This is a genomic window from Legionella adelaidensis (assembly GCF_900637865.1).
Lineage (GTDB): Bacteria > Pseudomonadota > Gammaproteobacteria > Legionellales > Legionellaceae > Legionella_A > Legionella_A adelaidensis.
On the sequence record NZ_LR134433.1, the window covers coordinates 164,470 to 186,964 of the forward strand.

A 22,495-nucleotide genomic window follows, 5' to 3' on the forward strand; every position below is an offset into this window, starting at 1 on the left:
TAAGGATCTTCACCTTTTTAACGGGCAAGTCCCGGTAGACCGGGGCTATTATTCGTAGGCCTGGTTGCTTCCCAACCAGGCCTACGCTTTTGAGCCGCGCGTGTTAATAAGCAGAAATTTGAGGTACGATAGCCTAAAAAAACTCCACTCCTAACGATCGTGGCTCGGTAGAAAACTCATATTGAAAAAAGTGATAATACTTTCCTGCCGTTGATTCCAATTACATTTTATTTAGATGTGTTTTTCTTTCTTGCATAGTTTCCACACTATTAATTACCGTTTGATAACAAATTTCTTCCATTATCGGGATTTCTTTCAGCGGTATCCCTGTAGAAATACAATAAGCAATGAAAAAGCTGTCTTCCCATAGTTTCTCGTTCTTTCGGCTTTTCACTTTTAACCATAATGCAATCCATAAAAAGTGAAAAGCCCATGATTCACGTTGGGGTTCCAGTTGTAGTTTGAAAACAGCATCCATTGCGTCCTCAAAGCGACATACTTTAACTCCGTCAACAAAGCTACAGCAACGATTTACTATCTTATCGACAGAGGCGTTTTCTAAAAACCAAGACTCCGTAAAACGTTTATTTTTAGGCCAGGATTTCGACCGTTTTAAAGATTGGTTAACAGTCTCTTGTGTAAACGGGCTGATTTGAATCGCTATATGTTCAATAAAATATTCCAAATCAATTTTTTGCGGTAAGAAATGTAAACCCAACTCTTCTTCAATTTCCAACAAATGCAAATCCGGCATCTCCCCGACTTCAATAGTAACTGCTAAAAAGTGATTTACCATCATTAGTAAGTAAGGCAAATCTACCGTTCGCAACATTACCGTATCATCAAAAGATTCATCGTAATAACGATTAATATCTTTTGCCGGAATAACCGGAGTTACCCACGCATCTTTGATTCCTACATCTTGCTTGAATAAAAGACCACACAATCTATTTTTTCTGTTTTTGCGATAATGAATAAATATACCTTGTGCACCCGTTCCATCGACCTCACTTGCTTTGATACGAATAGCGGGAACCTGTCTATCGGGATTAAAAACCACTCCTTTTTTTCGTTGGGTTTTTATCCATCTGCTTATTTGATCATGGTACTCCAAGGGATACCATTTCTTAATTGTTTGTAACCGAGTCAATGATTGCGAACTTAAAGTAATATCATTAATAATGTGTTCGAAAGTAAGAAGCACAACTTCTCGCACTTCTCTTTTGGGATGTAACAACGCTAACAAGGCAATTTCTTGTCCCTCTTCGATACTGTACAAATCAAGCACCAAATCTGCAAAGAAATCAGCGGGCATTGCATAGCTTTGGGCGAAAAAATTCTCAGCAATATCAAAAACAGAAAGATCCGAAAGCTCCTGGATTAAATCCCGTATGGAATTAATATGAGCAGACTCTTCTTCTTCGGTACCGTTGAACTCTTCTTCATTAGCCAACTCAAAATAAGCCTCTTTCAATTCTTCAGAAAGTTCTACATGCACTTCATAAAAAGCATTAAGGATGGGTAACCAGAAACTTAATGAATGTTTTTTAGAAGCAATGGCTTGTGAGAGATGGCTCATGAGCTGTTGTATAATTTTGTTAGCTAATTTATTGGCCGACTCTGATGCGGCTTGCAACTGCGCTACACAGATATCTAAAGCAAAAACACAGGCCGAATAATAAGCGCGCTCTTCTTTTTCGCTTTTGATTTCATCGAGACTATCTATTAAGTCCACTAAATTTAAAGCTAAAACGGGATCTTCTAAGAAATAGGTATAATGCTTAGGATCAGGATTTTCACTATGTTCTATGAGGACTGCCATATCAGCAATCCATTTTTTTAAACTATTAAAACTTTCTGTCATTCTTGCCTTTGGATCTTTCGTGACTTTCCATTTTCATCAATAGCAACAAATATAAATGTACCTTTTGTAACACAAGATTTATTACCAGTTGCCAGATTTTCAGTCCACACTTCCACGGCAATATCCATAGAAGTATTGCCTATTTTTAGCAGCTTCACATGACAACTAATTAAATCTCCAACGTGCACCGGTCTCAAAAATGACATGGAATTTATTGCCACTGTAACGGCCCGGCCTTTGGAAATTTTTTTTGCCAATATCCCAGCAGCCAAGTCCATTTGTGAAACTAACCAACCTCCAAAGATATCGCCATTGGCATTCGTATCCGCCGGCATAGCTAAGGCCTGGATGGTTATTTCACCACGAGGATCCTCATCCATTATGCACCACGCTTTAGTTTAGAAAGAGCATCTGCCATGGCGGTATTAAAAATAGTTTTCTTGGGTTGTGAGGCTTTTTTGACCTTATCTTGTTTTTTCGGCCCCGCCATTTTTTTATCAATTTGCTTCTTTGGTTTTAGTTGATGTGGTTTTTTTTCAGAAACTGCTTTGTCATCATGCAGTTTCATACTTAAACCAATACGTCTTCTTTCTTTATCAACTTCAATTACTTTTACCTTAATAATATCCCCGGCTTTAACCACCACTCTTGGATCAGTAATAAATTTATTAGTCATTGCTGAAATATGAACCAAGCCATCTTGATGCACGCCAATATCAACGAATGCACCAAAATTGGTAACATTGCTTACCACACCCTCCAAAATCATTCCTTCTTCCAAGTGAGAAATATCTTCCACTCCCTCTTTAAAGGAAGCCGTTTTAAATTCTGGGCGGGGATCTCTTCCGGGCTTTTCCAATTCTTTTAAAACATCCTGAATTGTTGGCAAACCAAATTGGTTATCAACGTATGTTCCCGGATTTATGCTTTGTAGTATGTCTTTATTACCAATTAATTCTTGCAATGAGACTTTTTTATCAGCCAAAATTTTCTCAACGAGAGGATATGCCTCCGGGTGAACCCCTGATGCATCAAGAGGATTCTCTCCTTGCATAATCCTTAAAAATCCGGCGCATTGCTGAAATGCTTTTTCCCCCATACGATTCACTTCTTTTAATTTTTCGCGGTGTAGAAAAGGGCCGTTTTCGTCACGGTGTTGTACCAAATTTTTTGCTAATGCTTCGTTTAATCCAGAAACATGGGTCAGCAAAGCAACTGATGCAGTATTAATATCCACTCCCACCGCGTTAACACAATCTTCAACTACCCCATCCAGGCTGCGGACAAGGCGGGTTTGGTTAACATCATGTTGATATTGCCCCACACCAATCGATTTGGGTTCTATTTTTACTAATTCCGCGAGCGGATCCTGAAGGCGTCGCGCGATAGAGACAGCCCCCCGTAAAGACACGTCTAAATCGGGGAATTCCATAGAAGCAAGCTCTGAAGCAGAATAAACCGATGCCCCGGCTTCACTTACCACAACTTTGGTTAAATTAAGATCCGGATACATTTTTATAAGATCCGCTACTAAACGTTCTGTTTCACGTGAAGCAGTGCCATTACCGATACTGATTAAATTAACATCATATTTAGCCGCTAATTTTGCTAAAGTGGCTATGGACTCGTGCCATTCATTTTGCGGAGCATGAGGAAAGACAGTTGCATAATCTAGTAATTTACCAGTGATATCGACTACCACCACTTTAACACCTGTACGGATTCCCGGATCCAGACCAATAGTAACTTTCTGGCCTGCCGGTGCCGCTAAGAGTAAATCGCGTAAATTTCTTGCGAACACTTTAATTGCCTCTTCATCGGCAAGCTCGCGTAAATGCGCTAATAACTCTAACTCCAGCTTTGTAAAAAGTTTTGTTTTCCAAGTCAAACGTACAGTTTCCAGTAACCAACTGTCGGCTGGTCTTTGTTGATTCTGTATATTGAAATAAGCTGCCACTGTTTTCTCACCATACTCAATATCGGGTAGCGTGAGGCCAAATTGTAAAGCATTTTCCCTACGTCCTCGGAACAAGGCTAAAGCACGGTGCGAAGGAATTTTTTTAATAGGCTCTTGGTAATTAAAATAATCCGCAAATTTATTCCCTTCTACTTTCACATCTTTGGTGGGATTCGCAACTAAAATTGCGTTTTGCCATAAATAATCACGTAAGGAACTTAACAACGTCGCATCTTCGGCAAATTGTTCCATGAGGATTTGCCTTGCACCTTCCAGCGCGGCTGCTACATCCGCGATTTGCGCCTCTTCATTAATAAATTGATTTGCATAGTCTTCAGGTATTAAGGTGGGGTCATTCCATAAAGCGAGGGCTAATGGCTCTAAGCCTGCTTCTTTTGCAATAAGCGCTTTAGTGCGACGTTTAGGTCTATAAGGTAAATATAAATCTTCCAAACGCGTTTTAGTGTCGGCCTCTATAATGGCTTTTTCTAACTCTGCTGTTAATTTCTCTTGTTCACGAATGCTATTTAGAATAACTTGACGACGTTCTTCCAATTCATTTAAATAGTGAAGCCTTTCCGCTAATAGACGTAATTGGATATCAGTAAGGCCTCCTGTGACTTCTTTACGGTACCTCGCGATAAACGGAACAGTCGCCCCTTCGTTTAATAACCCAATCGCGGCTTCTACTTGCGCTATATTAGCATTTAATTCTTGTGCAATAATGGCTGCTGTTCCCAACATCATTTGACTCATTAACATCCCCAACTTTTAACTAAATAAAATAAACACAAAACTTACCTTACTCAACCGTAACCGATTTAGCCAGATTCCTGGGTTGATCCACGTCGGTTCCTTTGGCAACAGCCACATGGTAGGCCAATAATTGCAAAGGTATAGTATAAATAATAGGCGAAATCCAATGACTGCAACTAGGCACCCGAACTAATAGTGCACTATTTGCTTGCCATTCTTCTGCATCGTCTACAAAAACAATCAACTGCCCCCCTCGCGCGCTCACCTCATGCAAGTTGGACTTTAATTTATCAAGCAATTCGTCATTAGGCGCTATCGCAACTACTGGCATATTACTATCTACTAAAGCTAACGGGCCATGTTTTAGCTCGCCAGCAGGATAAGCTTCGGCATGTATATAAGAAATCTCTTTAAGTTTCAGCGCTCCTTCTAAAGCAATAGGATATTGCATTCCTCTACCTAAGAATAATGCATGCGATTTATCAATAAAACGAACAGCGAGCTTTTCAATTGCTTCGTTCATTTGCAACGTGCGCTCACACGAAGACGGCAATTGCTGTAGTTGAGTTAGGACTTCCTCGGCACGGTTTTTATCCTTACAAAGGGCAATTGCTAACATAAGAAACGCGGCGAGTTGCGTAGTAAATGCTTTGGTAGAAGCGACGCCTATCTCCACCCCGGCACGCGTTAAAAAGCTGGATGCAGCTTCACGTACTAAAGAGCTAGTGGCTACATTACAAATAGCAAAAGTAGATAAATAATTAAGTGTCTTTGCTTTTTGCAGGGCAGCGAGGGTATCTGCAGTTTCCCCCGATTGAGAAACAGTGATAAATAAAGTGTTATTTTGAACCACTACTTCCCGATAGCGGTATTCACTGGCTATTTCTACCTGAGTAGGTATCTTGGACAACGACTCCAGCCAGTATTTAGCTACTAAACCCGCATGATAACTTGTTCCGCAGGCAACAATATGAATTTGTTGTATTTCAGGGAAAAAGTGGGTAGCAGTATCCCCAAAGCTACCCTTTAATACTTCCAGGCTAGCTACCCGACCTTCCAGGGTTTCAGCTAATACTTTGCATTGCTCAAAAATTTCTTTCAGCATGAAATGACGATAAGATCCTTTATTAACTGCATTACAGTCATCAGTAAGGGGACTAGAATCTCTTTCTACTGGCTGATTGCGGCTGTCAAATATTTGTACCTGAGAGGGGGTTAGTAACGCACTATCGCCTTCTTCCAAATAGATTACCGATTGAGCAAAAGAGCGTAAAGCCAATGCATCTGAAGCTATAAATTGCTCGTCTATGCCCAAGCCCACAACTAAAGGGCTCCCTTTACGCATGGCGACTAATTCCTGCGGATGTTGTTGGTGAATAACTCCCAAAGAAAAAGCCCCATCCATTTGCGCTGCGGTAGCTTGCACCGCGTGCAAAAGGGATTTGGTATTTTGGTAATGATGATGAATAAGGTGGGCGGCGACTTCGGTATCCGTTTCTGAGGTAAACTGATAGCCTAGTTCTTGTAAGTATTGTCTTAAATCATCGTGATTTTCAATGATCCCGTTGTGGACCACGGCGACTTGATTATGGGAAAGATGCGGATGGGCATTTTCTTCACAAGGCTTACCATGGGTCGCCCAACGGGTGTGGGCAATACCAGTATTCCCTGCAATCGCGGTTTCGCTAATAGCGTCCACTAATGCTTGAACCTTTCCTTGGATACGTAACCTTTTTAAACGCTGGTCCGTATCAATGACGGCAATACCGGCAGAATCATACCCACGGTATTCCAGTCTTCGTAGCCCTTCTAATAATACCCTGCTTATCTCGCGGTGAGATACAGCTCCCATTATCCCGCACATAGGCGACTCCTCAGGTTTTTCTTATTCGTCAAACGAGTAATTAAAAAGCATAGATTATGCCACAAGGAAGGGCCAACATTGAAACAAATAGGGAAGTTTACTTAAATTTTTTCATGATTCGAGCTTTATCTCGCTGCCAATCCCTTTCCTTAATGGTATCTCGCTTATCATGTTCTTTTTTTCCTTTCGCTAAAGCAATTTTGGCTTTAATCTTATTTTTTTTCCAATACAAGTTAAGGGGAATAACTGTATATCCCTGACGCTCAACGCTACCAATGAGCTTATTTATTTCTTTTCGATTTAATAAAAGCTTGCGCGTTCGGGTGGGATCAGGATGAATGTGAGTGGATGCCGTGGGTAAAGGCACAATCTGGGCTCCAAGTAACCATGCTTCCCCTTTTTTGATAAGCACGTGGGAATCGGATAAGTTAATTTTACCGGCCCGTAAACTTTTAACTTCCCATCCTTCCAACACTACACCGGCTTCAAATTCCTCTTCGATAAAGTATTCAAAGCGTGCTTTTTTGTTAGTAGCGATAGTACTGCTTTGATGATTTGACACGATATACATCCATAATGGGCTTTACCCATGATACGTAGGTAAATATAAAAAATAAGTGTAGGATATCATTAATTTGGTTATAAGGAGTACTCTATGCAGGCAGCGTCTTCACAAAAATTCCTTGCCACGAGCGGAATTGAAAAAAGCTTGGAAGATTATCGTGGTCACTGGGTGATTCTTTATTTTTATCCCAAAGATTCCACGCCTGGGTGTACATTGGAAGGACAGGGTTTTCGTGATAATTATGAGGCTTTTAAAAAACACAATGCCGTAATTTTAGGAGTATCCCGCGATAGCCTTAAATCGCATGAAAATTTCAAAAGCAAGCAACAATTCCCTTTTGAATTGATTAGCGACAAAGAAGAAACGTTATGTCAAAATTTTGATGTAATAAAAATGAAATCCATGTATGGAAAACAAGTGCGCGGGATTGAGCGCAGTACTTTTTTAATTGATCCCCAAGGGAGTATACAAAAGGAATGGCGAAAAGTGAGTGTAAAAGGCCACGCCGAAGAGGTTTTAAATACTTTGATCGATTTGCAAAATAGTGCGAAATAACTTGACGCATAGGAAGGCAAAAATCAGAATGACAAAGAACTGGATTTAAGGATTTCAACGAATGGACAATGCTAATAAACACAAAAAACTTTTTGTTCTTGATACCAACATTTTAATGCATGACCCCACCGCAATCTATCGTTTTGAAGAGCATGATATTTACCTTCCTATGGTGGTATTGGAGGAGTTGGATAATCACAAAACAGGTATTTCGGAAGTTGCACGCAACGTGCGCCAAACAAACCGCATGTTAGTCGAACTAATGAGTAATGCTTCCCACGAACAAATTGTAGCAGGCTTGCAGATCCCTAATTTCCTGGGTAATGAAGCGGTTAAAAGCAGCGGTTGTTTGTTTTTCCAAACCGATGACTTCGAGCCGCTTCGCGCATTGTCGTTACCGGGCCACAAAGTGGATAATACGCTTTTAGAAACGGCATTAGGTTTACAGAAAAAATATCCTGAAAAACAAGTTATTATCATTTCTAAAGATATTAACTTACGCATAAAAGCCGGCATTTTAGGGATTACTGCCCAAGATTATTATAATGATAAAGTGCTGGAAGATGTAAATTTACTCCATAGCGGTTTACATATTCTTGAAAATGATTTTTGGGAAACACACGGCAAAGATGTAGAAGCATGGCAAGATAGCGGGCATAACTTTTACCGTATAACGGGGCCCCTGACGCATCAATGGAATCCTAATGATTGTATCAGCACGCATGACAATCAATTCCAAGCTATTGTAAAACAAGTTGAATCGGGGCAAGCAGTCGTTCAAGTAGCGCGCGACTATTCACAAAATAAACATGCGGTTTGGGGCATTAATGCGCGCAATCGTGAACAAAATTTTGCTTTAAATATTTTGTTAGACCCTGAAATTGACTTTGTGACTTTGCAAGGCTCTGCTGGCACGGGAAAAACTTTGTTAACTATCGCAGCCGGACTCACGCAAGTGCTTGATTTAAAGCGATACACTGAAATTATTATGACGCGAGTAACCATTCCTGTGGGCGAAGATATAGGATTTTTACCCGGTACCGAAGAAGAAAAAATGACCCCCTGGATGGGTGCGTTGATGGATAACCTGGAAGTTTTACACAGTGCACAGGAGGGTGGAAACTTTGGTAAAGGGGCCACGCAAGATTTATTACAAAGTAAAATTAAAATTCGCTCTATGAATTATATGCGCGGCAGAACTTTCTTGAATCGTTTTATTATCATTGATGAAGCACAAAATCTAACTTCGAAACAAATAAAAACATTGGTTACGCGTGCAGGTCCCGGGAGTAAAATTGTTTGTTTAGGGGATATCAAGCAGATTGATACGCCTTATCTAACGGAAACCACCTCGGGTTTGACCTTCGCAGTGGACCGTTTTAAGCATTGGCAACATAGTGCGCATATGACTTTGACTCGTGGTGAGCGATCAAGACTTGCATATTATGCCGCTGAGCATTTATAGTACGCCCTTTTAGAGAGGTACAAATACAAAATGTCCACCATACAAGCAATCACCTTTGATGATGTGTTACTCGTCCCATCCTACAACCACCATGAGTCACGTCGCGTGGTAGATACTACCATGACGGATCGCTTAGGGAAGTTAACCCTGAAGCTTCCAGTAATTAGTTCTAACATGGACACTATTACTGAAAGCAAAATGGCTAATTTTATGAGTAGTAAGGGAGCGATGGGAGCTCTACATCGTTTTTTATCCATCGAAGACAACATTAAAGAATTTAAAGCTTGTCAAGGATCTGTTTTTGTTTCCATTGGATGTACGGCAGCGGAACTTGAAAGAGCAGAAGCATTACGGGATGCCGGAGCAACTTATTTTTGTGTGGACGTTGCCCATGCCCATGCTAAATATGTGGGGAAAACTCTCAAAAGCTTACGTCAACTCTTAGGCGATCGTTGCATCATGGCAGGAAACGTGGCCACCTATGCTGGTGCTGATTATTTAGCCTCTTGCGGTGCCGATATTATCAAAGCGGGAATTGGCGGTGGCTCAGTTTGTAGCACACGGATAAAAACAGGATTCGGTGTGCCTATGTTAACCTGTATACAAGATTGTGCGCGTACCGATCGCTCCATTGTAGCGGATGGAGGCATTCGTACCTCAGGAGACATCGTTAAAGCACTCGCTTTTGGCGCCGACTTTGTAATGATTGGCGGGATATTAGCAGGAACAGACCCTACCCCCGGCGAAATCAAGGTAAAAGAAGATGGAACCAAAGTAAAAAATTACCGGGGTATGGCATCGCGTGAAGCCCAAGAAGATTTCTTAGGTCAAATGCACGAGTGGAAAACCGCAGAAGGTGTTGCAACAGAAGTTGCTTATCGCAACAATCAAGACGAAATTATAGCGGACATTATTGGCGGCTTACGCTCTGGTCTTACTTATTCTGGTTCCGATTCTATTACCGAGTTACAAAGAAAGCTCAACTATGTAGTGGTTACTCAAGCAGGACGTATTGAAAGTTTACCGCATAAGTTGATGGGGTAAGCGTAGGTTGGGTCGCAAGGCCAACCTACTTAGCTGAGTTTGAGATCATGTAGATACTGTCTTTAAATGCAATGATAATTTTCATTATAAGGCAGTTTATTTTTAAGAACACCAAAAATTATATGTGTTAATTTTCGCATAACGGCACAGATAATGGTTTTTGGTGTTTTTCCCTTTAATTGTAAACGAGCTACAAACGAAGCAAGCCCTTTATTATATCGTTTGGCGACTAATGCAGCCATGTATAAAGATTTCCTCAATCTGGCATCCCCTAATTTTGAGATAGTAGTTTTACCGATAAAGGTTCCTGACTCACGCTGTTTTGGAGTAATACCCGTATAGGCTGCAAATTGCTTGGCAGTAGAAAAGGAATTGACATCTGGCATAAGGGCCAGAATATGATAGGCCGTTAAATTGCCAATGCCTTTTATACTGGTAATTAACTCCAATTTTTCTTTAAGTTGTGAATTACTAGCAATTAAGTCCGCAATTTGTTTTTCTACCTTCGCAATTTCTTTCTCAAGCTGCATAATAAGCTTGGTCAAAGCTTTCTTTGCAATACTTCCTTGAGTACTATGCCTTTGATTAGTGAGCTGAGTTAATTGACCTTTTAACATATCAAGAAGCTTGGTTAAGTCTTTAATTTCTTTCTGCTCAGGAGACGAAGCCTGATAGGGACGAGGCTCCATCCGTTTACAAAACTGTCGAATAACTTCCGAATCTACCCGGTCATTTTTATTCCGAATAAGTGACGCTTTGGCATAGTTTTTAATTTGAAATGGATTAACTACACTGACTCGGATGCCTTGCCCTATTAGAAAATCCGCGATTTTTGTGCTGTAATGCCCAGTTGCTTCCATACAAACCCAAGGGTTAATAGTGTATTCATGAAGCCATGTTAAAAACTCAATATATCCTTGCTCCTTATTAGCAAAAACTTTATGTTTGCTTTTCCCTTTATACTCAACGGATACGTCAAATTTATCTTTCGCAACATCAACACCTACACAATCGAACCCTGACATGCTAATCTCCTAATGCTTGTGAATACTTGGGGTTATTTATCATTGACCATGCTTGTGAATGCAGGCTTACTTGGTCGGTAGCCTAAGATACTGTACGGTCGATAGATAAGTGGGGAGAAGGTCCTACTCTACGCTCACAGGCTTTTTAAGCCTTGCCTGGTTTCAAGATCTCTCCTCCCATCCCAAGTGCCCTTGAGATTAAGCTTTTTTGCTTACTTTTTAAAGATACAAGCCTGGTTGCTAGTCAACCAGGTTTGAGTCGTCCTCTTTATCCGCTAAGATTGTAAACTACAGACTTTGTAGTCATCATGTAACAGATAATTCAGTAATGTAGTTGAGCACGTTGCCTCCAGGCGATCTTACTTCTATTTACCTTGCTAGCCCCGAAATTTCTTTCTGTTGTGGCTCTGTAGGGGTAACACTATCATTGTTAACAGCTTGTAGATGATTATCATAATCGGCTGTATCTAACATCATCCTTGTTGATAAATCCCCCACCGTAGACGGAGGTGAAGACATAGGCATGGGTGACTGCTCTGGGGTGGACGGTAATGCTACTGTAATATTATCTGCTACAGTATTAGCAGGTGTAGGTGTAGGTGTAGGTGTATTATCTAATGCTGCAAGCGCGACTGGCGCTACTTGCCCATCACCTGGTTGCGTATTATCCAGAGTCTGATCCAAAGGAGGACTCTGATCTTTGCCATCAGCTGGAGGTGACATAGCTCGAGAAGCAGTATCGGCATCTTGACTTACAGGAGCAGTTACCGCTGCTGTGTTATCATCACTTGGAGCAACATGGGGAAGAGTTTGGCCGACTGTAACTGTAGCCTGTTGATCTTGAGATGCAGTAACAGCAGCACTAGCAATCGGTTGTAAAGGCTCTCCCTCTTTTTTCTGAGCAAGTGCTTCTTCCTTTACTCTTTGCTCCGTTTGCTCTTTTTGTTCCTTTTTGTCATTTTTAAACAGATCGATTAATTTTTTTAAAACATACAGTTGCAAATCAATCATCATTTGTAATAGTTGATTTGAAAATGGCTGATCTTTATCCTCCGCTTCTTCCTTCTTCTTAGCTTGTGGCTTAGGACTTTTAGGCTGTGGTTTAGTTGCAGCTTTTGATTGTTCTTTTTGTTCCTGTACTTCCTTTACTTCTTTTTTATCACTTTTAATCGAATCGCGAATTTTTTTAAAAACAAAACTTTGTAGTTCAATCATCATTTGTAATAATTTATTCGCAAACGGCTGATCTTTATCTTCCGTTGCTTCTTTTTTCTTGACTTGAGGCTGAGGGGCTTGCTTAGGTTGAGATTGCGGTTTAGGATTTGTGCCCGCCTTTGGTTGTCCCATGGCGAGAGTCGCTTCGGCTTCTTTTTTTCTTTCGTTTAGATTTGATATACGACTAGCAATATCGTTTATTTCCGCATTTCGATTGGAAGATACTAATTGGCGGACTGAAGACATTTCTGCTAGCTGTGCCCCCTGTAGCTCTTTTTTTTCTCCTCCTGCATTGGTCAAAAAGTACTTGTCCCCTTCTTTAGATAAATTTTGGTCTTTGGGGACAATAAAAGCAGCATCTTTAAAAGAAGTTACTGGTTGTCCATCCTGGCCATACATTTTTTTCTCGCCTTTAGCCACGGACAACATGTCATTTAAAGCACCAACTTGAGCATATTTCTCTTGATTTTCTCTACCTCTCGCTATTGCTTCTTCGTCTTTTCCTTCCGCTATTAAATCGTCAATTGCTTTTTGATCAGCTTCTAAAGCCTCTGGGCTGGTTAATTTATCAATTTTGGCTTGTATTGCTGCCGTATCATTTTCCAATTTATCTGTTTCATCTAAAGCTTTATCCAATTTATCATAACGTTTTGTAACTGCTTCTTTCTTAGCCTCTGTTTCTTTTAGTTCTTCATTAATCGCATCTAAATTATCTTTTGCGGTTGGTTCGGGAGGTTGGACAGCTTCTGGGGGTTTATTGGCAAGATCATCTGCCCTGCGATCAGCAATTTGGGCAACGGCTTCTGCTTGAATAGCTGCTGCCTGTTCCTCTTTTTTCTCTTCTTCTTCTCTAATTGCTTGTGCGAGAGCTGCTTCTTCTTGACGTTGCTGCTCCACATAGAATGCTGCCGTCTGCTCTTCATGAATTTGTTCTTCTTCAATTTTTTCTTGAATATCCGCAACAACGGCTTGCCCCTCTTGAGAGTTAACAAATTGTTGTACTTGCTCTCCAGTTTGCAAACCTTGATCGGCGGATAATGCGGGTGGGTCAACTTTTAATTTATCTTTGTCTTCAGGAGTGGGCGAAAGTGGAGCTGGCATGTATGTATTCCTATCAACTATTTTGTTAAAGTATAGAACAAATATGAAGCTTTGATGCTGGAATAGACAAACTCACATAACTAGCAATTATTTTAATTGTGGAGCGCTGGGTGCTGCTTCTTCGGAGGCTGAAGCGTCCAGAGTAGGGGTTGCTGCAATACTTGCGTTATTTGAAGCCGCCTGGCTATCGTATTGATCCGTACTATCTAACATCATCTCCGCTGATGACTCTCCCGTAGAAGGAGTGGGTGTTAAAGGTATGGGGGACTGTTGTAGCGATTCACCCTCACTGGGTGTAGAAGGTAGTGTAACAGTAATATTATCCGTTGCAGTATTATCTTCTGAGCCAGACGGGGTTGAAATCCCCGAAGCATCCAGTGTTGCGGTTGGATCTACACCGCTTGAGGCGTTACTCTGACTGACATCAGGTACAATAGTGATGCTATCAGCAACAGCAGTAGAGTCACTTGCAGTAGGAGCACTTGCAGGTGAGGCACTTTGAGTTGGGGATACCGCCGTAGCGCTTTGGTCTTGAGATGGGGTAGTATCCGGTTTTTGAGCATCTGCACCTTTTTCTTGAGAGGGTTTATCCCCCATAATTTTATTGAAAGCCGCGCTTTGCAATGCAATTATCATTTGTAATAACTGATTTGCAAATGGCTCATCCTTATCTTCTTTTTCTTCTTTTTCTTCTTTTTTGTTGCTTACCTTATCTTTTTTACCCTCACTTCCTTTTTTCTCGGTAGATTTCTCATCTTTTTCTTGAGGTGCGTCCTTTGATTTTAAAAGAGATGATTGTAAGTCAACCATAAATTCCAGCATTTGATTTGCCAATGGTTGATTCTCTTCCGGCTTTTCTTCCTTTGCCGTTTGTGGTTTAGGGGCTGCATTTGCCTGAGGCGTAGGAGAAGCTGTGTCTTCCGGAGTAGGCGCTATTGGATCTGGCATTTGTATTCCTTGTGTCTATTTAAACTAATTATAGAACATAAGGAAGAGTTCAGCAGGTGCAAGGATTGTTGGCTCCAGGGACTTGCCTACAGCAATTCAAAACCTTAAAAGAACTTTACCCCCTTGCTGACATAGAAAAAGCAGTTTGTGCTTCATTTTCCAGATCGGGATCAGCTTCATTGTTACTCCTTGTGCCACTAACCTGCTTATCATAGCCGCTGGCATCGGTTAGCATTAATTGGCTAGAAGATATGGTTTCTACTTGCGGAGCTTCAAGCATTATAGGGGATTCTGGTAATGCTTGTGGTTGGGAATCACTACTGGGCAATTGCACAGTAATTGCATCATTGGTCGCTGTATCTTGTGGAGAACCAGATAGCATTTGTTGCAAAGGAGCAGGCTCGTCGTTCGTTGGTATCGCATTATTAGAATCAGCCAAGGTATTTTCTTTTTCCTCCGCTGGGTTATTTTCTTGTGGGGAAGTACTCGATGCATTTTTAATCAAACCGACAATTTTATCAAATGCCGCTTTTTGCATCTCCATCATCATTTCTAACAACATTAACATTAATTGCATTTCTGCTGATTGATGCTTACCCATTTCATCTTCGCCTGCCGAATTTTTTGCGGCAGCAGTTTTTGTTACTTGAGGGTTTTTTGCTTTTCCGCCTGTTTCAGGTTCAGGTGCTGGAGCCGTAGCCTCGGGTTCTGAGGGTGTATTAGAAGCAGCGGTAGGTGAGGTTGTAGCTCCGCTCGGAGCACTAGTATTAACAGGTGAGCCAAGATTCGCAGAGGAAATTGGATTGGGAGAAGAAACGACAGCTGTAGAGACTATTGCTGCACCAGCATCATTTTGAGATCGCTGTCCCATGGAGTCGGCCTGAGCTGTACTATTGAGATAGCTATCAACAGCAGCTCTTTTATTAGCATCAGAGAGCATATTGTATGCTGTTGAAACACTCTTGAAGTTTTCTTCAGCATCAGGATTATCACGGTTTCGATCAGGATGCGTTTCTTTCGCCTTTTGCCTGTAGGCTTTTTTTATTGCCTCCCCGTCCGCATTTTGATCGATACCCAGGGTTTCATAAGGATTATTACCACCACTTAAAAATTTATTCTCTTGAGCTTCTAGACCGGCAATAGGTTGTGCTGCCATTTCCATACTCCATTGATCATGTTTAAGCTCATTATAACGAAAGAGGCTGAATAAAACCTTAACGAATTATGGATTACTTGGCCGTTTAGATAATCTACGCAATGTCCCAAGCAATGCCCACGGCTTTGCTTGGGGCATCAAGAGCAACTTAATTAATGGGGCGCTACTGTATCTGTATGTTCAGAGGCAGCATTTACAGGTTCCGGAGCAGTATTCACAGGCGCAGTGAGGACACCATCTTGGGTGTTTACAGGTGAACCATCTTGTTGGTGTCTTTGCCCTTCGTGGTCTCTACCTTCTCGAAGCGCTTCTCTAAAACTTGCCGTCGGGTCAGCATGTTGTGCAGGTGTAGGTACTCCGTGATGTGGAGTGTCTCCACCACTATCTAAACTCATGGGGGCTGGTGGAGAAGTTTGTGCTACAGTAACCGTTGGGCTGGGAGCCGGCGTAGCGGTCACTTGCGGCGTAGGAGTCACTTGCGGCGTAGGAGTCATTTGCGGCGTAGCAGTCGCTTGAGGCATAGCAGTCACTTGTGGAGTGGCAGATACTTGAGGAGCTGGTTGCACTTGTTGTTGATTAGTGTTTGCTGCTTCTTCTTTTTTCTCTCCTTTTTCCAATTTTTCTGCCATTTTCCTATTTTTATAGGCTTGGTATTTTTCCTGGATACCAGTAACGCCACTTTTTAGAACGTTGCCAATAAGTTGGTTAACCCCCTTATTTCCAGGAGCTGTAAAAGTATTCATCATATCCGCCAACAGCTCCATCATGGCTTTTGCCCACGCATCACTTAACCCCGTCCCTTGTTTAATTACCTCGCCGATGCCTGCTTGCTCTTTTTCTTGTTTCTTGGCTTTTTCAGTCTTCTTCTCTCCCTTTTTATCTTTTGCCTCAGGCTCCCCTTTCTCTTTTTTCTTAGCAGCTTCTCTTTCCGCAGCAGCATTCGCTTCGTCTTCTGCTTTTTTATCTGCTGCTTTCTTCTGGTTTACCGCCTCTACCGTAAAGGTGGGTTGCGGAGTCTGTGTAAGGGGGGGTGCAGGAGGCAATACCTGAGGATCGGGTTTAGGGGGTAATACCTGAGGATCATGACGAAAGGGAGCTGTAGGCAATACTTGAGGATCAGGTCTAGGGGGCAATACCTGATGGTCTTCACTACGAACGGGTTCAGGAGGCAATACCTGGTGGTCCTCACTGCGAACGGGTTCAGGAGGCAATACCTGATGGTCCTCACTACGAACGGGTTCAGGAGGCAATACCTGATGATCTTCCACAGACCCCATTTCCTGGGCCACAGTCGCGGCGGGAGCTGGCGGCATATTACGCACAGAAGTCTCGAGTTCAGAGATTGAGCTGTTCAGCTTAGGCGCGGCTTCGGTCGGAGGTAAGGTTTCCAAAACGGGAGTAGCTAAGGTTGTCAGTTTTTGAAAAGCTTGAATGGCCTCTTCAAATTTCTGATCATTTCTGGCTGCATCAGCGGCTATAAAGGCAGCCTTGAAAGTTTTAATCATTTCCCCCAAAGCATAACTTTGAAACTCTCTGGCTTCTAAATCGTCTTGTAGCCCCGGCTTTATTTTTGATTGGAATTCAAGCGCCTTTTGTTGCTGTTCTATTTCGGCTTTTACTGCTTCCATATTCGCAACAACTGCTTTAGCCTTATATAAAGCATCTTTTCTATCATCTTCGTATGCCATTTCAAGTACCATTTTGATCGGTTATTCTATAAGTCAAGTATAGAACACAATGAAACAATACGTTATTGAAGATCTCATTCTATACAATAAATTAACAGAAGATAGTGGGTACTATCGCAAAGGAGTAAACGAATGTCTCCTATTTCTATTTCCGATTTTCGCTTCATGTGGAGAGGAAAACATGTAGAAGTGCTTAAAAATGAGCATGCTAATTTATTAGATAATATTGCAATCCATACCGGGAAAAAAGAACGCGCCTTGCTACTTCTACATGGATTTTCCTCTTCTCCTGCTGTTTTCCGTGCCTTAGTACCTTCTCTTCCGAATTATGACACCATTGTTTGTCCCTCTCTCCCAGGGCACGCGCAAAACTTGCTTGCATTTTCCCAAAGTACCTATCAAGACTGGATTAAGGCATCCGAGGAATTTTGTGAAAAATTAACGAAAGAATATAAAAAGGTCGATGTCCTCGGCTTATCTCTAGGAGGGGTATTAGCTTGCCATTTGAGTGAGCAATTTGCGCTTAACCATCTCTATCTTCTAGCCCCTGCTCTGGCGCTAAGAATAAATATAAACTTGGCATTAAAGCTAACCACCATGCTAAAAGGCCTGGGCCTTCGTTATGTAAGAAACCGGGCGGGGAATCTTAGAAGCAATACTTACAAAGAGCTTGCTTATCGGCAACTACCTTTAAACAGTATCATGCAAATATTAAAACTCATTAAATCCTTTAACTACGAACAGCCCAAGTGCCCCACCGATCTTTTTCTGGGGGCGCTCGATGAGGTAGTGGATTCACAGAAAGTGGCCTCTTTATTTAAAGACAATCCCCAGGTAAAAATCCATTGGTTATATGAATCAGCTCATGTGTTACCATTAGATGGTGAACTGGATGCAATTATAAAAACAGTCCAGGAAAACTTTAGCTAAGGTGGAGAAATATTATAGCGTGTATACTCTTCCAAGAAGGGATCATTCAAGTCGCGCATATCTAACACCGAGCCATTAAAGGCCATAAAGTCGGTACGCATATCAGGGATATTATAAAAATGAATATCGGATTGACCACTGGCCAAAGAATGCTGTTTCTCCAACGCAGTAATTTCAGCGTTAGAGCGATCAAAGGTTTTAACAAATACATTTCTAGCACGCAAATATCTTCCTTTGAAGCAAGAATCATCAAATAATTCAACATCGAGCTTTTCAGTAATTCCTGCTAACTGAATAAAAGACTTTCCCCGGCCTCTTACTACTATACAAGGACTTTTTACCCAATAAAGGCTTATATAGCCGCTGTTGGCATCTATGCGAGAGACATTGGCCATGCCTGCTAATTGCAATTTGGGATTTCCGCGAACGCGAATATGCATATTAGGACTTTTTATCCCACTAATTTGCACGAAACCATTTCCTGAAACGCGTAAATCCCTTATTCCCAAGTTTCCACCAAATATAGTTTTCCCTTCATTACCTATGCGAAGGTCTAATAAGCTGGTATTTAAATGCAGGCCCTTCACTTCCCCAATACCACGAAACGAAAATGCGTTTAAATGATTCAAGTGAACTTCTGCCAAGACTGCCCCATAGCGAGGAGATCCCTCAGGCATTTGTAATAATAAATTACCATTATTCACCACAGTTATTACTTCCATTACATCTTTCGGATCCCCTTTTAAAATAACCTGGGGAGGTAAAGAATCCATGATAATATTTATATTTATTGCACCCTCTGCCTTAATCCGGTTAAAAGGGGGAAGAATGCGTTGTTGTTGAAAACCATTACCTAGAAAAGAGGGCGGCATAAAGATATTCGTACAGGAGGTTAACAAAAGTAACAGAAACACTAAACCGAAATTTCTTAACATTATATTCTCACCAAGGTGCGTCATTTTAGTTTATAGCTCGTGGCTGAAATCAGAAATATGTATGTTCTCAGGACATTTATCAGGCGGGAATGTCCCCACAGACCTATTAACTAACTCGATTAAATTTTCTTCTTGATTAGCTATCGGAGGAAGCTCAATTAACACATCAACGAGCATACCATTCGTACATCCTAAAAATACTTTTTTATCCGTATCATAACCAAAAGTTTGTCGGATCATCTGTCTTAATTTTGTTTTTTGTACTGTTTCCCCCACGTGCGCTCGCAAATAGGCCGCGAGGGGAGTTTGATTTACCTCTTCGGTTAAATGGATAGCGATGGTGAAATATTCATCCATTGGTAAAAGTTGACAAGAACCGTGCTTACTCCACTCATGGCGTTCAAGGCAAGTTCCCGAATCAAAACCAGGCATCACATTTCTTAATTTTTCAGCCACACTTTCGGTTAAAGTAAGCGGTGAATACTTACAATAGTGATTTTTTATTTCTCCGCCACAATAAACATACTCATTCCCACAACGTTTTTGACTTGGCCAGAGCCCATGTAAAATAAGGTTGTTAGCTTGAAAGGTTTCACCCGAAAGGTTCAAACACTCGGGCTTCCCTGCTTCCAATCCATAATGCTCACAAAAAGCAGGTAACCAGTTTAATGCTAATATTTGTGAATCAGCAGCTCCCGGCGTGTTATCGCAGGTTTTGTTATTTTTAATCTCATATTGAGCCACCCCACAATCTGCTTTTAACCAACGAAAAGCGGGAGTATGAGCAGGGAACTCTACACGTACCCAATTAGGAGATAAACGATTAATCTCAATGATGCGATAACGTGTATTGGGTTGGGCGCTTAAATTATCAGGATTTGATTTTTTATTTTTAGAAACATATGCAGGGCAAAACTGCGAAGCTTCAAAAGTACCTTCAACCGGGATGGAAGCCAATGCTGTCAAGGGAAGAAGAAAGAAAGCAATGGCGATTTTTAGCATGTATTTATCCATCTGAGAAGTTACTCCATTATTCTTTTAAAAAGCTATTAAGGTCAAGTAGGTTGGTGCCTTGCCTAAACAAATCAATACTCATTAACATCGCAGGTTGATCTTGTAGGCATCAACCTACTTAAATAATGGACAAGTATTCACATGTTTTGCCCCTAAATGCTTCTCAAGCTTTTTAAGCGCATCATCGTTTTTCCTAAAAAAATTCTCCTCGCCAATTTTTTCATAAAGACCACTTCTTTTTAATTTAATTAAAATAGGAGGACGAACGCGAGTAAACCATAACTCAATTCCTGCATCTTGTAATTTAGCAAATACGCTACTTAAGCTTTCGATTCCACTGGCATCAATCTTATTCATACTGACACAATCTAAAATAATGTACCGTAAGCGATGCTTCACCGAAATTAAATTCAAAATTTTATCTTCAAAATAAGCGGCATTGGCAAAATACAAAGATCCATTAAAACGCACCAAACTAATTAAATAACACGTTTGTTGCTCTTCTGGGGTAATCTCTTCTACTAAATCACCTTCCTTCGTGCGGATTAATTCACTAAACCGCGGACGCATAGTGTCATATAAATAAATGCCTAAAGATAAAATAATACTAATCAATACCGCTTGTGCTAAACGAGGCGCTAAAATAAGTGTTAAAAGTAAAGTAAATAGCGTTACCACCCCTTCTTTTTTGCTTATTTTCCAAACACGGCCGATTTCTTTAATATTTAATAAGTTTAATGCCCCTATCATAATAATGGCCGCTAGCGTGGCATAAGGTAAGTAATAAAATAAAGGAGTGAACCATACCAAAGCGAGCATGACCACAATACTTGCTACTACGGAAGCAAATCCCGTTTGTGCGCCGGCATAAAAATTTACCGCTGTACGCGTAAAACCGCCAGATACTGGCATAGACTGAAAAAAACTTCCCACAATTTTTGCTAAGCCTTGCCCTAATAATTCTTGATTCACGTTTAATCTTTGTCGCGTTTCTGTTGCTATGCGTTTAGCAATAGTAATCGCTTCAGTAAAGCCTACTATGGCGATAACTAAAGCTGCTGCAAAAATTGTAGTAATTACATTCCAATCAAAAACAACCGGCTGGAATGTTGGAAGTCCCGGAGTAATACTTCCAATTACCTCACCACCTGAGCGTAAAATCACATTACCTTTGGATGTTACTCGGGCAATACTCCATTCGGTTGTATCTGAAATTCCGATTGGCGACATTTCATCAGCAACATAGTAGAAAATTTGATTTTTGTTAATTAATCGTGAGAAACGCAAACGGTTTAATTCATTGTTTTCAATGATATGGCGCTCTATAAATCTTTTTAGAGCCCACTTGGCTTGAGTCATTTCGTTAAGCGCATTTTCTGCGGTTTCGGAGGTTCCCCCTAAGTCCGTAGAAATTTTTTCTAAAGCCGCTTCATTGTCCGCTACTTTTTTTATTAATTTTTCTATATCTTTTGAATAAGTCTGCTGGTGCTTGATCATCTCTTGCACAGAAGGATTTATGATTTGTTTAGGACTTATTTCTTCCAGCTTCTCATAATGTAATAACCAGGCTAATAAGGTAGTAACGATAACCGCCATAATAGTATGCGGCCATTTAGGGGCAAACCGCCTTCCACCTAAAATAATTACAAAAGTAATAAAAGCCATTCCTACTGCCTGCCAATGGATATTTTCCACGGCATCCATAAGTACTTGCCATACTGTTTGATAATAGCTGGGGGCAGAGGTCGCATATACCCCAAAAAGATTCCCCAGCTGCATACTGGCAATAATAATTGCTACTGCATTAATAAATCCTAAAATAACAGGATATGAAATAAAATTAACTACTACCCCAAAGCGTAATAGGCCTAATAAAAATTGAATTATTCCTGCTAATAACGTTAATAAAACCACGTATTGTATATAGGTAGGAGTGCCAATCGCAGCAATAGGTTGTAAAGCAACGACTGTTAGTAATGTAGAAACGGGAACGGGGCCTGTGGAAAGAATGCGTGAAGAACCAAATAACGCTGCTATAAAAGGTGGGATGAAAGCGGCGTAAAGACCATAGTTAACAGGCAGCCCTGCTAAATGAGCATATGCCATGGACTGGGGAATCATAAGCATGGCAACCGTAATCCCGGCAAAGATATCTGCTTTTAAAATTCTCTTTTGCTTAAGCTCTGGTAACCAGGCCAAAAAAGGAAAGAGACATTTATAAGAATAAAAGTGCTGTAATATTTTGTCCTTAATCATCTCCATTTATCTAAAGTCCATTTAGCTCGCTCCTGCAAAATAAAATCTCCGTTTACTTGCGTGCCGCACCACCCCAAAACTTCCGCTTACTTACGGTCCGCGGCTCGGCTGTTAGCATCCGAATCGTGACCGTGAGGGGGGCGGAAATTTTGATCTT

At 41.1% G+C, this 22,495-nt stretch carries 17 protein-coding genes; 4 read left to right on the forward strand and 13 right to left on the reverse strand.

Annotated elements, in window-relative coordinates; genetic code table 11:
• Positions 1-220: 220 nt before the first annotated feature.
• The 5 genes from EL206_RS08190 to smpB form a co-directional block, all read right to left on the reverse strand.
• Positions 221-1,864, reverse strand: coding sequence for a hypothetical protein (locus EL206_RS08190; RefSeq protein ID WP_058461442.1), 1,644 nt, complete (start codon positions 1,862-1,864; stop codon positions 221-223).
• Entirely contained in the window at positions 1,861-2,244 is a 384-nt protein-coding gene (locus EL206_RS08195) for an acyl-CoA thioesterase (protein ID WP_058461443.1), read from the reverse strand. Before EL206_RS08195 ends, EL206_RS08190 begins: the two co-directional genes overlap by 4 nt.
• Complete coding sequence (locus tag EL206_RS08200; RefSeq protein WP_058461444.1) at positions 2,244-4,577, reverse strand: Tex family protein; 2,334 nt, start codon at positions 4,575-4,577, stop codon at positions 2,244-2,246. The genes EL206_RS08195 and EL206_RS08200 overlap by 1 nt, the downstream gene beginning before the upstream one ends.
• A 46-nt stretch (positions 4,578-4,623) precedes the next feature.
• Complete coding sequence (gene glmS / locus EL206_RS08205; RefSeq protein WP_058461445.1) at positions 4,624-6,441, reverse strand: glutamine--fructose-6-phosphate transaminase (isomerizing); 1,818 nt, start codon at positions 6,439-6,441, stop codon at positions 4,624-4,626.
• A 97-nt stretch (positions 6,442-6,538) separates the two neighbouring features.
• Complete coding sequence (gene smpB, locus EL206_RS08210) at positions 6,539-7,003, reverse strand: SsrA-binding protein SmpB (RefSeq protein WP_407637790.1); 465 nt, start codon at positions 7,001-7,003, stop codon at positions 6,539-6,541.
• A gap of 93 nt (positions 7,004-7,096) precedes the next feature.
• On the opposite strand from smpB, the gene EL206_RS08215 reads away from it, so the two are divergent.
• The 3 genes from EL206_RS08215 to EL206_RS08225 all read left to right on the forward strand — a co-directional run bounded on the left by EL206_RS08215 (position 7,097) and on the right by EL206_RS08225 (position 10,070).
• The gene (locus tag EL206_RS08215; protein ID WP_058461447.1) at positions 7,097-7,561 is read left to right on the forward strand and encodes a peroxiredoxin; all 465 of its coding nucleotides are present in this window, start codon (positions 7,097-7,099) and stop codon (positions 7,559-7,561) included.
• A gap of 61 nt (positions 7,562-7,622) precedes the next feature.
• Positions 7,623-9,026 carry a PhoH family protein gene (locus tag EL206_RS08220; protein WP_058461448.1) on the forward strand — a complete coding sequence of 468 codons (1,404 nt, stop codon included), beginning with the start codon at positions 7,623-7,625 and terminating at the stop codon, positions 9,024-9,026.
• A gap of 30 nt (positions 9,027-9,056) precedes the next feature.
• On the forward strand, positions 9,057-10,070 hold the full coding sequence (locus EL206_RS08225; protein WP_058461449.1) for a guanosine monophosphate reductase: 1,014 nt from the start codon (positions 9,057-9,059) through the stop codon (positions 10,068-10,070).
• 62 nt (positions 10,071-10,132) lie between these two features.
• Here the strand turns inward: EL206_RS08225 and EL206_RS08230 are convergent, their stop codons facing one another.
• From EL206_RS08230 to EL206_RS08250, 5 genes are all read right to left on the reverse strand, one after another.
• Positions 10,133-11,095 (reverse strand): IS110 family RNA-guided transposase, encoded by a 963-nt coding sequence (locus EL206_RS08230; protein ID WP_058461450.1) that lies wholly within the window; start codon positions 11,093-11,095, stop codon positions 10,133-10,135.
• A gap of 369 nt (positions 11,096-11,464) precedes the next feature.
• A complete protein-coding gene (locus EL206_RS08235; RefSeq protein ID WP_058462451.1) occupies positions 11,465-13,411 on the reverse strand; it encodes a hypothetical protein in 1,947 nt (648 codons plus the stop codon).
• An 87-nt stretch (positions 13,412-13,498) separates the two neighbouring features.
• A complete protein-coding gene (locus EL206_RS08240; protein WP_058462452.1) occupies positions 13,499-14,359 on the reverse strand; it encodes a hypothetical protein in 861 nt (286 codons plus the stop codon).
• Positions 14,360-14,474: 115 nt separating this feature from the next.
• The gene (locus EL206_RS10235) at positions 14,475-15,515 is read right to left on the reverse strand and encodes a J domain-containing protein (RefSeq protein ID WP_058462453.1); all 1,041 of its coding nucleotides are present in this window, start codon (positions 15,513-15,515) and stop codon (positions 14,475-14,477) included.
• A gap of 152 nt (positions 15,516-15,667) precedes the next feature.
• Positions 15,668-17,215, reverse strand: a complete 1,548-nt coding sequence (locus EL206_RS08250) for a hypothetical protein (protein WP_131739835.1) — start codon at positions 17,213-17,215, stop codon at positions 15,668-15,670.
• A gap of 120 nt (positions 17,216-17,335) precedes the next feature.
• Between EL206_RS08250 and EL206_RS08255 the strand changes: the two genes are divergently transcribed.
• A complete protein-coding gene (locus EL206_RS08255) occupies positions 17,336-18,133 on the forward strand; it encodes an alpha/beta hydrolase (protein WP_058462455.1) in 798 nt (265 codons plus the stop codon).
• Here EL206_RS08255 and EL206_RS08260 read toward each other — a convergent pair.
• The 3 genes from EL206_RS08260 to EL206_RS08270 all read right to left on the reverse strand — a co-directional run bounded on the left by EL206_RS08260 (position 18,130) and on the right by EL206_RS08270 (position 22,344).
• On the reverse strand, positions 18,130-19,068 hold the full coding sequence (locus EL206_RS08260) for a GIN domain-containing protein (RefSeq protein WP_058462456.1): 939 nt from the start codon (positions 19,066-19,068) through the stop codon (positions 18,130-18,132). The genes EL206_RS08255 and EL206_RS08260 overlap by 4 nt on opposite strands.
• Before the next feature lie 30 nt (positions 19,069-19,098).
• Positions 19,099-20,082 (reverse strand): ribonuclease T2 family protein, encoded by a 984-nt coding sequence (locus EL206_RS08265; RefSeq protein WP_084758860.1) that lies wholly within the window; start codon positions 20,080-20,082, stop codon positions 19,099-19,101.
• A gap of 114 nt (positions 20,083-20,196) precedes the next feature.
• A complete protein-coding gene (locus tag EL206_RS08270; protein ID WP_058462458.1) occupies positions 20,197-22,344 on the reverse strand; it encodes a SulP family inorganic anion transporter in 2,148 nt (715 codons plus the stop codon).
• Between the last annotated feature and the right edge of the window lie 151 nt (positions 22,345-22,495).